Here is an 11,995-nt window from a genome sequence, read left to right as displayed (position 1 = left end):
TGAATGTTATAAGCGCGAGAGCGCATTATCCTGCAGCGGCCGCGCAACATAATGTCCCGGCCCGACCAACTGTAATGAAACGGCGGGCGTCTCTTCGCCACGTTTATGAATATTGCTGGGTATATCATCTGATAGCAGAACGCGCCGCGGCCGGTGTCTGGAGGGATCGGCAACCGGCACCGCCGCCATCAATTTACGCGTATAAGGATGCTGCGGATTTTCAAAAACGGCGCGCCGCGGCCCCATCTCAACAATTTGACCAAGATACATCACCGCCACGCGATGGCTAATTCGCTCCACGACCGCCATATCATGCGAAATAAACAGGTAGGCGATCCCCATTTCCCGTTGTAAATCGAGCAGTAAATTAATGATCTGCCCGCGAACGGAAACATCCAGCGCGGAGACCGCCTCATCGGCAATAATCACTTTAGGATTCAATGCCAGCGCGCGAGCTATGCAGATGCGCTGACGTTGACCGCCGGAAAACTCGTGCGGATAACGCCAGGCATGTTCAGGACGTAATCCGACACGCTCAAGCAACCAGGCCACGCGCTTTGCCGCAGCGTCCCCCTGCCCCAGGCCATGAATCCGTAAAGGTTCCATAATGGAATACCCCACGGTCTGGCGCGGGTCGAGCGAGGCGTAAGGGTCCTGGAAAATACACTGAATATCGCGGCGCAACGGCTGGAGTTTACCCGCAGACAGCGTGTCAATGCGCTGGCCGTTAAAGATAATCTCCCCCTGCCGGGATTCAACCAACCGCAGCAGCGCGCGTCCGGTCGTCGATTTTCCGCTACCGGACTCGCCCACCAGCGATAACGTTTCGCCGGGCCAGAGATCGAAACTGATATTCTCAACGGCATGAACTTCACGCGTAACGCGGTTAAAGAGACCGCTACGCAGCGGGAATCGCGTCACCAGCCCCCGAACCTGGAGAATAGGTTCGCCTTCCACCACCGTGTCTTGCTCAATCTGCGATTCATAAAGGGCCGGTTCGTCAGCGGAAATCAACGGGAAACGGCGTGGCAGCGAGTGGCCTCGCATCGCGCCAAGCTGAGGGACGGCGGCCAGTAACGTTTGGGTATAAGGATGCGTCGGCGCATGGAAAATCTGCTCTACGCTGCCGGTTTCCACGGCCTCGCCCTGATACATCACCAGCACGCGATCGGCGATATCCGCCACGACGCCCATGTCGTGGGTGATAAAAATCACGCCCATCGACATCTCTTGCTGCAACACTTTGATAAGTTGCAGAATTTGCGCCTGGATAGTGACATCCAGCGCCGTGGTGGGTTCATCGGCAATCAATACCGCCGGACGGCAGGATAGCGCCATCGCGATCATGACTCGCTGGCGCATCCCGCCGGAAAGCTGATGCGGATAACGCGATAAAATCGCCTGCGACTCCGGGATCCGTACCTGATCGAGCATACGTTTCGCTTCCGCCAGCGCCTCTTCGTGGCTGGCCCCCTGATGCAAACGAATAGATTCGGCAATTTGCTCGCCAACGGTAAATACCGGGTTGAGCGAGGTCATTGGCTCCTGGAAAATCATGGCGATATCCGCGCCGCGCACACGCCGCATCTGCGCGTCACTCTGCTCAGACAGCTCAATCACCTGACGATTACGCCGACGCAACAGCATTTCGCCGCAGCGCACGTTCGCGCCCGACTGCTCAATCAGCCGCATTAACGCCAGCGCCGTCACCGATTTTCCCGATCCCGACTCGCCGACAATCGCCAGAGTCTCTCCACGCTTCAGGCGTAATGACACATTACGCACGGCGTCTACCTGTTGCCCTTCGTGGTGAAACGCGATATTCAGGCCACTGACGGACAGAACATCGCGGCTATCCAGTTCATCGCTGTGCGGCACCTGCGGCTCCTTATTCCCGGTAAATTCCTGTGGTCGGCGTATCCCCGGCATATCCCCAGGCGCGATACATCCCTTCGCTGTTAAACGGCAACGCGACATTACCTTCGTGATCAACGGCGATTAATCCACCGCTGCCGCCCAGCGCCGGTAATTTTTCCATCACCACGCGCTCACAGGCGTCGGCAAGGCTGAGTCCGCCATATTCCATCAATGCGGCGATATCGTAAGCCGCGAGCGTGCGAATAAAGACCTCTCCCGTTCCGGTACAGGAAACGGCGACGCTGGCGTTGTTGGCATAACACCCGGCGCCGACCAGCGGGCTGTCGCCGACGCGCCCGGGCAATTTATTGGTCATCCCGCCGGTAGACGTTGCCGCCGCCAGATTGCCGAATTTATCCCGCGCCACCGCGCCGACTGTACCCATTTTTTTCGTTTCGTCCAGCGGCGCGCCGCTGTGATCGAGCGCCATTTCACCCGCCGCACGCGCCGCCAGCAATTGCTCGTAACGCGCCGGGGTGGAAAAGATATCCGGCGAAACGCGCGCCATCCCCTGTGAAAAGGCAAAGTTTTCCGCCCCTTCCCCCACCATGAGTACATGCGGGCTGCGCTCCATCACCAGCCTGGCAGCGAGCACAGGATGGCGAACATGACTCACGCCCGCGACGGCTCCGGCTTTCAGGGTATTGCCGTCCATCACGCAGGCATCCAGTTCATGAGTCCCGTCTCGGGTATAGACCGCGCCGATACCCGCATTGAAGAGCGGACACGCTTCCAGCAGGCGCACCGCTTCCGTCACTACATCAAGCGCGCTGTCACCCGCTTCCAGCATCTTTTGCCCGCTTTCAACAATCTCTGACAACGCCTGGATATAGCGTAGCTCCTGCTCATGGCTCATTTGCGCGCGAGCAATCGCGCCTGCGCCGCCGTGAATCGCAATCACTGCTTTATTCATTTTTAGGGTCCATTACGGTGGCACACAACTTTTACTATAACTATCAGAATTGTTGTGAGTTATTCATTCGATTTTTGAATATAGAAAGATGCGTAAGGTATGTAAAGGCGCAAGGCCGTCTCTAAGACCGAGGTAGCATACTGCCCGCCACTGTTTTCTGACATAATAGCCGGATTCGATTTTGCCTCGCAGGAGTATGTTCATGGAATTTTCCGCCGGATTGATGCCGCTTGAAACGGCGCTGACCCAGATGCTTTCACGTATTACCCCTCTCACCGCCGTAGAAACGTTGCCGCTGGTGAACTGCTTTGGCCGCATCCTGGCGACCGATATCGTATCTCCCCTTGATGTCCCCGGCTTTGATAATTCAGCTATGGATGGTTATGCGGTACGTGTGGCGGATTTGTCCGCCGATAAGCCGCTGCCCGTCGCCGGCAAAGCATTTGCCGGTCAGCCCTACCAGGGAGAGTGGCCTGCGGGAACCTGCATTCGCATTATGACCGGCGCCCCGGTACCGGCAGGTTGCGAGGCGGTAGTCATGCAAGAGCAGACGGAACAAACCGATGACGGCGTGCGTTTTACCGCCGATGTTCGTTGCGGACAAAACATCCGCCGCCGCGGCGAGGATATTCGCCAGGATGCGGTGGTCTTTCCGGCCGGTACGCGCCTGACTACTGCCGAACTGCCAGTGCTGGCGTCGCTGGGAATTGCCGATGCGCAGGTTGTACGTAAAGTGCGCGTAGCGCTGTTCTCGACCGGCGACGAGCTCCAGCTTCCGGGCCAGCCGCTGGAGGCGGGACAAATTTATGACACTAACCGTCTAACTATACATTTGATGCTGCAACAGCTTGGCTGCGAAGTGATCAATTTAGGCATTATTCCTGACGATCCCGGTAAGCTTCGCGCCGCGTTTATCGACGCCGACAGCCAGGCCGATGTAGTGATAAGCTCCGGCGGCGTCTCGGTTGGTGAAGCGGACTATACCAAAACCATCCTTGAGGAGCTGGGCGAAATCGCCTTCTGGAAGCTGGCTATCAAGCCAGGCAAACCGTTTGCCTTCGGCAAGCTCAGTAATAGCTGGTTCTGTGGCCTGCCGGGGAATCCAGTCTCTGCGGCGCTCACGTTTTATCAACTGGTTCAGCCCTTACTGGCGAAGCTTGGCGGCAACACGGCAAGCGCAGTGCCGCCGCGCCAGCGTGTACGCACAGCATCTCGCCTGAAGAAAACGCCGGGGCGTCTCGATTTCCAGCGCGGCATTCTGCAACGTAGCGCCAACGGCGAACTGGAGGTCACGACCACCGGACACCAGGGTTCACATATTTTCAGCTCGTTTAGTCTGGGCAACTGCTTTATTGTGCTGGAGCGTGAACGCGGCAATGTTGAGCCGGGAGAATGGGTGGAAGTCGAGCCGTTTAATGCTCTGTTCGGAGGCCTGTAATGGCGGAACTTAGCGACCAGGAGATGCTGCGCTATAACCGACAAATTATTCTGCGCGGCTTCGATTTTGAAGGGCAGGAAGCGTTAAAAGATGCGCGGGTATTAGTGGTCGGGCTGGGCGGGCTCGGCTGCGCGGCAACGCAGTATCTGGCTGGCGCTGGCGTCGGGCAACTGACGCTACTCGATTTTGATACCGTTTCCGTTTCCAATCTCCAGCGTCAAACCTTGCACAGCGACGCCACGGTCGGGCAGCCGAAGGTAGAGTCCGCCCGCGACGCGCTGGCGCGTATCAACCCACATATTACCATTACGCCCGTTAACGCGCGGCTGGACGACGACGCTATGACCAGCCTGATTGCCGGGCATTCGCTGGTGCTGGACTGTACCGATAACGTTAGCGTACGTAATCAACTTAACGCCGGGTGCTATACCGCGAAAGTGCCGCTAATCTCCGGCGCGGCCATTCGTATGGAAGGACAAGTTACCGTCTTTACGTATCGGGAAAACGAACCCTGTTACCGCTGCCTGAGCCGTCTGTTTGGCGAAAACGCTCTGACCTGCGTAGAGGCAGGGGTGATGGCGCCGCTGATTGGCGTGATCGGTTCGCTACAGGCAATGGAGGCCATTAAGCTACTGGCGCATTACGGTCAGCCTGCCAGCGGAAAAATCGTCATGTACGATGCGATGACCTGTCAGTTCCGCGAAATGAAGTTAATGCGCAACCCCGGCTGTGAGGTCTGCGGGCAGTAGCCACTTTACGGATAAACATACCAAAGCACGGTTTATGGCCGTGCTGTATCAACAGATAATTACTGTCATCAGACGCAAAGCCAGCTTACCCAAGCTCCGACTGACGATCGGCTCAAGCAGCGCGGCATCATCTTAAACGCCATACCACAACCTCAAACCGTGATGTTGTACCTCATTTAACGCCTCTTTGTCAGAACCTCTCCATTCGTTGACGCACATCAAGATAGCTTTCATTCGAAAGTAATTTAATCTTTATATGAAATAAGAGAGGCCGTTTATGATCTTCAATATTCAGCGCTATTCTACCCACGATGGCCCCGGTATCCGTACCGTAGTATTTCTCAAAGGCTGTTCGTTGGGCTGTCGCTGGTGCCAGAACCCGGAAAGCCGCGCCCGCGCTCAGGATCTGTTATACGACGCGCGGCTGTGTCTCGAAGGATGCGACCTGTGCGCGCAAGCCGCGCCGGACGTCATTGAGCGCGCGCTAAACGGCCTGCTCATCCATCGCGAGAAACTGACCGACGCCCATTTTTCCATCCTGGCGCATTGCTGCCCCACACAGGCGTTAACCGTGTGCGGCGAAATAAAAAGCGTGGATGAGATCATGGCGACGGTACTGCGCGATAAACCTTTTTACGATCGCAGCGGCGGCGGTCTTACGCTTTCCGGCGGCGAACCGTTTATGCAGCCGGAACTGGCGGCAGAGCTGTTTAAAGCCAGCCATGACGCCGGTATTCATACTGCGGTTGAGACCTGTCTGCATGTCCCATGGAAATACATTGCGCCCTCACTGCCTTATATCGATCTGTTTCTGGCTGATTTGAAGCATGTCGCCGACGGGCCGTTTAAGCAGTGGACCGATGGCAGCGCCTCGCGGGTGCTGGAAAATCTCAGGAAACTCGCCGCCGCGGGCAAAAAAATGGTGATTCGCGTCCCGCTGATTCAGGGATTTAATGCCGATGAGGAGGCCATTAAAGCCATTACCGACTTTGCCGCCGACGAACTGCACGTCGGGGAAATTCATTTTCTGCCCTACCACACGCTGGGCATCAATAAATACCACTTACTCAGTCAACCCTATCATGCCCCGGATAAACCACTGGATGCGCCGGCGTTACTTGATTTTGCCCAGAAGTACGCCTGCCAAAAAGGTTTAACCGCGACCCTACGAGGATAATTATCATGACCCAACTGAAACTGGACACGCTCAGTGACCGCATTAAGGCGCACAAAACCGCGCTGGTACATATCGTGAAACCGCCGGTCTGTACCGAGCGCGCGCAGCATTATACCGAAATGTACCAGCAGCATCTGGATAAACCGATTCCGGTACGCCGTGCGCTGGCGCTGGCCCATCACCTGGCGGAACGCACTATCTGGATAAAACACGATGAACTGATCGTCGGCAACCAGGCAAGTGAAGTCCGCGCCGCGCCGATTTTCCCGGAATATACCGTCTCGTGGATTGAAAAAGAGATCGACGACCTGGCGGACCGGCCCGGCGCAGGTTTTTCCGTAAGTGAAGAAAACAAACGTATTCTGCACGACGTCTGTCCGTGGTGGCGCGGTCAAACCGTCCAGGATCGCTGCTACGGCATGTTTACCGATGAACAAAAAGGGCTTCTGGCGACTGGCATTATCAAAGCCGAAGGCAATATGACTTCCGGCGATGCGCACCTGGCGGTGAACTTCCCGCTGCTGCTGGAAAAAGGGCTTTATGGCCTGCGCGATAAAGTCGCCGAGCGCCGCTCACGCATCAACCTGACCGTGCTGGAAGATCTGCATGGCGAGCAGTTCCTGAAGGCGATTGATATTGTGCTGGACGCGGTAAGCCAGCATATCACGCGCTTTGCCGCGCTGGCGCGCCAGATGGCGGGCGAAGAGTCCCGTGAAAGCCGTCGTAAAGAGCTACTTACCATCGCCGAAAACTGCGAGGTGATCGCCCACCAACCGCCGCAGACCTTCTGGCAAGCACTGCAATTGTGCTACTTCATCCAACTGATTCTACAAATTGAGTCTAACGGTCACTCGGTGTCATTTGGTCGTATGGACCAGTATCTTTACCCCTATTATCGTCGCGATGTCGAACTAAACCAGACGCTGGATCGTGAGCACGCCATTGAACTGCTGCACAGCTGCTGGCTGAAACTGCTGGAAGTAAACAAGATCCGCTCCGGTTCGCACTCTAAAGCCTCCGCGGGCAGCCCGCTGTATCAAAACGTCACCATTGGCGGTCAGAAACTTATCAACGGTCAGCCAATGGATGCAGTGAATCCGCTGTCTTACGCCATTCTGGAGTCCTGTGGACGTCTGCGTTCTACCCAGCCCAACCTCAGTGTGCGTTATCACGCCGGAATGAGTAACGATTTCCTTGACGCCTGCGTCCAGGTCATCCGCTGCGGCTTTGGGATGCCGGCGTTTAACAATGATGAAATCGTCATCCCGGAATTTATCAAGTTGGGGATCGAACCGCAGGACGCTTACGATTATGCGGCGATCGGCTGTATCGAAACCGCCGTCGGCGGGAAATGGGGTTATCGCTGCACCGGCATGAGCTTTATTAACTTCGCCCGCGTCATGCTGGCGGCGCTGGAAGGCGGTCGCGACGCCACCAGCGGCAAGGTATTTCTGCCGCAGGAAAAGGCGCTCTCCGCAGGCAACTTTAACAATTTTGACGAAGTGATGGCCGCCTGGGATACCCAAATTCGCTACTACACGCGCAAATCGATTGAAATTGAGTATGTGGTCGACACCATGTTGGAAGAGAACGTCCACGATATCCTCTGCTCAGCGCTGGTAGATGACTGTATTGAGCGAGCGAAAAGTATCAAGCAAGGCGGCGCGAAATATGACTGGGTATCCGGTCTCCAGGTCGGTATCGCCAACCTGGGCAACAGCCTCGCCGCTGTGAAAAAACTGGTCTTCGAACAGGGCGTTATCGGTCAACAGCAGCTTGCCGCCGCGCTGGCCGATGACTTTGACGGGCTGACCCATGAGCAGCTGCGCCAGCGTCTGATTAACGGCGCGCCGAAGTACGGTAACGACGATGATACCGTCGATACGCTGCTGGCGCGCGCTTATCAGACCTATATTGATGAGCTGAAGCAATATCATAACCCGCGCTACGGTCGTGGCCCTGTCGGCGGCAACTATTACGCCGGTACGTCCTCTATCTCAGCAAACGTGCCATTTGGCGCCGCGACTATGGCTACCCCGGATGGTCGCAAAGCGCATACACCGCTGGCGGAAGGCGCAAGCCCTGCATCAGGTACGGATCATCTCGGCCCGACGGCGGTGATTGGTTCCGTAGGCAAATTACCTACCGGTTCCATTCTCGGCGGCGTGCTGCTCAACCAGAAACTGAACCCAACGACGCTGGAAAACGAATCCGACAAACAGAAACTGATGGTTCTGCTACGGACGTTCTTTGAGGTGCATAAAGGCTGGCATATTCAGTACAACATCGTGTCACGCGAAACGCTGTTGGATGCGAAAAAACATCCAGACCAGTACCGCGATCTGGTCGTGCGTGTGGCAGGCTACTCCGCCTTCTTCACCGCGCTGTCGCCGGATGCGCAGGACGATATCATCGCCCGTACCGAACATATGCTGTAATTTACCCTGGCGCCATCGGCAATATGTCCGAACTGCCTGATGGCGCTACGTTTAACAGGCCTACGCAGGCCTGTTAATCAGAAGGGATCGGTGCCGTCAAGCACGGCCTGAATGACGTTGAGCGCGCCTTGATGGTTATTATCATCAGTGTGATAACGTGAAAGCGCTTTGATATTGTCTGCGGCATTGCCCATGGCAAAAGAGTAATGCGCCATTTTCAACATTTCCGCATCATTACCGCTGTCGCCAATGGCGACGACATTCTGTGGCGACCTGTTCCAGCGCTTTAACAGACGACTGATGCCATTCGCTTTATGCAGTCCCGGGATAATCAGGTCGATAAAACCGAAGCCGCTGGTGACGGGCTTCATGATGCCATCCAGAGATACGTGCAGTTTGTCGATAACCAGCGGAATTTGTTCATCGGGCAAATTCAGGGAGAACTTAAACAGGATATCGTCAATGTCGTGATAATCGTTTACCGGCTGCAGGCGGTGATAATGTTTGGCCATCAGCGCCACGAAAGTCTCGGGAGCGTTTTTGCTGACATAAGCGCTTTTCAGACCGCAGGCGACGAAGTTAAGCTGCTTATCCTTCAGCAGTTCGCCAATCACAATCCGCGATTCATGCCGGGTTAGCTCCCCGTGAAACAACTGCTTGCCATGTTCATACACCAGCGCGCCATTTTCTGCGACAAAGGAAATTTCGTCTTTCAGCTCGGGGAAGAAGGAGATCAACTGATAGTACTGATTACCGCTGGCGACCACAAATTCGATATTACGTTTTTTCAGTTCCTGGTATTGCGCCATGAAGCGTACACGATCGTACTGCTTGGCATCGTCGAGAAAAGTGCCGTCCATATCTGTAACGACAACGTTAACGGTCATACTTAAGCTCCTGGCTGTAACTGCGACCAGAAACATTTTAATAACAATGTGAGCAGAACCACAAATTTATTTCGAATGAAAAGTGGCTGAACGAAAGGAATAGCCGCATAAGACATTAAGGCGTCCTGGCCACCTTACGTTTTCCTCTCGCTTCTCTCCTTGTGCGCTCCTGCAATATTTTAAACTTGCATTAACCTTATTTTAACTTAAAGTATCAGATGTAACTAATTTTACTTTCGAACGAAAGATGATGAGGTTGATATGACGACTCCTTTTACCCACGAAACGCTGCCCGCCGACCCAAAAGCGGCCATTCGTCAGATGAAGCAGGCGCTACGCGCGCAAATCGGCGACGTACAGGCGGTGTTCGACCGTTTGAGCGCCACCATAGCAGCCCGGGTGGCGGAAATTAACGATCTGAAGGCGCAGGGGCAGCCGGTATGGCCAATTATCCCTTTTAGCGAACTGGCGATGGGCAACATTAGCGATGCCACCCGCGCCGAGGTTAAGCGCCGCGGGTGCGCGGTGATTAAAGGTCATTTTCCACGCGAACAGGCGCTGGCATGGGACCAGTCGATGCTCGATTATCTGGACAAGAACCATTTTGACGAGGTGTATAAAGGACCGGGGGATAATTTTTTCGGTACGCTGAGCGCCTCCCGGCCTGAAATCTATCCTGTCTACTGGTCGCAGGCGCAAATGCAGGCCCGCCAAAGTGAAGAGATGGCGCTGGCGCAGTCGTTCCTCAACCGTCTATGGCAGGTAGAGCACGACGGCAAGCGATGGTTTAATCCGGATATCAGCATTATTTACCCGGATCGCATCCGCCGCCGCCCGCCGGGCACCACATCCAAAGGACTGGGGGCGCATACCGACTCCGGCGCGCTGGAACGCTGGCTGCTGCCAGCCTATCAGCAGGTATTCGCCAGCGTGTTTAACGGCAACGTCGAGCAGTACGATCCGTGGAATGCGGCGCACCGTACCGACGTTGAAGAGTACACGGTGGATAACACCACAAAATGCTCGGTATTTCGCACCTTCCAGGGCTGGACCGCGCTCTCCGATATGCTGCCCGGTCAGGGGTTGCTTCATGTCGTCCCTATCCCGGAGGCGATGGCGTATATTCTGCTGCGCCCGCTGCTGGATGATGTCCCGGAAGATGAATTATGCGGCGTCGCGCCGGGCCGGGTGCTGCCGATTTCTGAACAGTGGCATCCTTTACTGATGGCGGCGTTAACCAGCATTCCGCCGCTGGAAGCCGGGGATTCCGTGTGGTGGCATTGCGATGTCATCCACTCCGTCGCCCCCGTCGAAAATCAGCAGGGCTGGGGCAATGTGATGTACATTCCTGCCGCGCCAATGTGTGAGAAAAATCTGGCCTATGCGCGTAAGGTGAAAGCGGCGCTGGAGACAGGCGCATCACCGGGCGATTTCCCGCGCGAGGACTATGAAACCACCTGGGAAGGGCGCTTCACGCTGCGCGATCTGAATATTCACGGTAAACGGGCATTAGGTATAGATGTTTGACGGTCGTACCGCCCTGCCCGCTTAACTGCGGTGCGCCCTTTGTCTGGGCGCACCCGTCTTACCGGACCTACGCGCCAGGATACGTAGGCCCGGTAAACACAACGCCACCGGGCGTCAGTGTTTAGCTTTCAATCCCTTTACTACGCAAATAATCGTCGTAGTTGCCGCTGAAGTCCACCACGCGCTCCGGCGTAATTTCAGGAACTGAAAAAGCGCGGCATTGAGTTCGTTGTCGCCAGCGGTAATCAGTATTACCAGCTTATTTCGTTCTTTCCTGAGCTAAAGGATGCGATCTCTTTTGTCGCGGAAAACGGCGCACTGGTTTACGAACATGGCAAGCAACTGTTCCACGGCGAACTGACCCGACATGAATCGCGGATTATTATTGGCGAGTTGCTGAAAGATAAGCAACTTAATTTTGTCGCCTGCGGTCTGCAAAGTGCATATGTCAGCGAAAATGCGCCAGAAGCATTCGTTACCCTGATGGCAAAACACTACCATCGCCTGAAACCCGTAAAAGATTATCAGGAGATTGATGACGTACTGTTCAAGTTTTCGCTCAACCTACCGGATGAACAAATCCCGTTAGTGATCGACAAACTACACGTTACGCTCGATGGCATTATGAAGCCCGTCACCAGCGGCTTCGGTTTTATCGATCTGATTATTCCCGGCCTGCATAAAGCAAACGGTATTTCGCGGTTACTGAAACGCTGGGATCTGCCGCCACAAAATATGGTAGCGATTGGCGACAGCGGCAATGACGCAGAGATGCTAAAAATGGCGCATTATTCCTTTGCGATGGACAATGCCGCAGAAAACATTAAACAAATCGCCCGTTACGCTACCGATAATAATAAGCATGAAGGCGCACTGAATGTGATTCAGGCGGTGCTGGAAAATAAAGTGCCGTTTACACTTTAACGAGAGTCGGGGCAATTACCCCGAT

At 55.2% G+C, this 11,995-nt stretch carries 9 protein-coding genes and 9 other annotated features; of the genes, 6 read left to right on the top strand and 3 right to left on the bottom strand.

Annotated elements, in window-relative coordinates; all coding sequences use genetic code 11:
• Positions 1–6 precede the first annotated feature (6 nt).
• Together yliA and ybiK are read right to left on the bottom strand one after the other, a co-directional pair.
• Positions 7–1,890 (bottom strand): putative ATPase components of ABC-type transport system, containing duplicated ATPase domain gene (yliA, locus tag STM0848; protein NP_459825.1). Within the gene, positions 7–1,878 belong to an annotated coding region; the region does not span the whole gene.
• Positions 1,885–1,890 (bottom strand) — a ribosome-binding site (putative RBS for yliA; RegulonDB:STMS1H001146). It overlaps the preceding gene by 6 nt.
• Positions 1,889–2,843 (bottom strand): putative asparaginase gene (ybiK, locus tag STM0847; RefSeq protein ID NP_459824.1). Within the gene, positions 1,889–2,830 belong to an annotated coding region; the region does not span the whole gene. Before ybiK ends, yliA begins: the two co-directional genes overlap by 2 nt.
• Positions 2,838–2,843 (bottom strand) — a ribosome-binding site (putative RBS for ybiK; RegulonDB:STMS1H001145). It overlaps the preceding gene by 6 nt.
• A 176-nt stretch (positions 2,844–3,019) precedes the next feature.
• Positions 3,020–3,025: a ribosome-binding site (putative RBS for moeA; RegulonDB:STMS1H001144), on the top strand.
• Here ybiK and moeA point away from each other — a divergent pair.
• From moeA to pflF, 4 genes are all read left to right on the top strand, one after another.
• Positions 3,020–4,268, top strand: a protein-coding gene (gene moeA / locus STM0846; RefSeq protein NP_459823.3) for a molybdopterin biosynthesis protein. Within the gene, positions 3,027–4,268 belong to an annotated coding region; the region does not span the whole gene. (Overlaps the previous feature by 6 nt.)
• Positions 4,255–4,260: a ribosome-binding site (putative RBS for moeB; RegulonDB:STMS1H001143), on the top strand. It overlaps the preceding gene by 6 nt.
• The gene (gene moeB / locus STM0845; RefSeq protein ID NP_459822.1) for a molybdopterin biosynthesis occupies positions 4,255–5,017 on the top strand. Within the gene, positions 4,268–5,017 belong to an annotated coding region; the region does not span the whole gene. The genes moeA and moeB overlap by 14 nt, the downstream gene beginning before the upstream one ends.
• Positions 5,018–5,284: 267 nt before the next feature.
• Positions 5,285–5,290, top strand: a ribosome-binding site (putative RBS for pflE; RegulonDB:STMS1H001142).
• Positions 5,285–6,194, top strand: a protein-coding gene (gene pflE / locus STM0844) for a putative pyruvate formate lyase activating enzyme (RefSeq protein ID NP_459821.1). Within the gene, positions 5,295–6,194 belong to an annotated coding region; the region does not span the whole gene. (Overlaps the previous feature by 6 nt.)
• Positions 6,187–6,192: a ribosome-binding site (putative RBS for pflF; RegulonDB:STMS1H001141), on the top strand. Its footprint overlaps the gene before it by 6 nt.
• The gene (gene pflF, locus STM0843) for a putative pyruvate formate lyase (protein ID NP_459820.1) occupies positions 6,187–8,632 on the top strand. Within the gene, positions 6,200–8,632 belong to an annotated coding region; the region does not span the whole gene. Before pflE ends, pflF begins: the two co-directional genes overlap by 8 nt.
• Positions 8,633–8,709: 77 nt before the next feature.
• Here pflF and ybiV(1) read toward each other — a convergent pair.
• Positions 8,710–9,532 (bottom strand): putative hydrolase of the HAD superfamily gene (gene ybiV(1), locus STM0842; protein NP_459819.1). Within the gene, positions 8,710–9,519 belong to an annotated coding region; the region does not span the whole gene.
• Positions 9,527–9,532 (bottom strand) — a ribosome-binding site (putative RBS for ybiV(1); RegulonDB:STMS1H001140). It overlaps the preceding gene by 6 nt.
• Positions 9,533–9,771: 239 nt before the next feature.
• Positions 9,772–9,777, top strand: a ribosome-binding site (putative RBS for ybiU; RegulonDB:STMS1H001139).
• Here ybiV(1) and ybiU point away from each other — a divergent pair.
• Together ybiU and ybiV(2) are read left to right on the top strand one after the other, a co-directional pair.
• Positions 9,772–11,046, top strand: a protein-coding gene (gene ybiU / locus STM0841; RefSeq protein ID NP_459818.1) for a putative cytoplasmic protein. Within the gene, positions 9,781–11,046 belong to an annotated coding region; the region does not span the whole gene. Its footprint overlaps the feature before it by 6 nt.
• A 196-nt stretch (positions 11,047–11,242) precedes the next feature.
• Positions 11,243–11,248 (top strand) — a ribosome-binding site (putative RBS for ybiV(2); RegulonDB:STMS1H001138).
• Positions 11,243–11,970, top strand: a protein-coding gene (ybiV(2), locus tag STM0840; protein ID NP_459817.1) for a putative hydrolase of the HAD superfamily. Within the gene, positions 11,251–11,970 belong to an annotated coding region; the region does not span the whole gene. It overlaps the preceding feature by 6 nt.
• Positions 11,971–11,995: the final 25 nt, after the last annotated feature.

It is taken from the genome of Salmonella enterica subsp. enterica serovar Typhimurium str. LT2, from assembly GCF_000006945.2.
Classification (GTDB): domain Bacteria; phylum Pseudomonadota; class Gammaproteobacteria; order Enterobacterales; family Enterobacteriaceae; genus Salmonella; species Salmonella enterica.
This window is presented reverse-complemented; position numbering and strand designations above follow the sequence as displayed.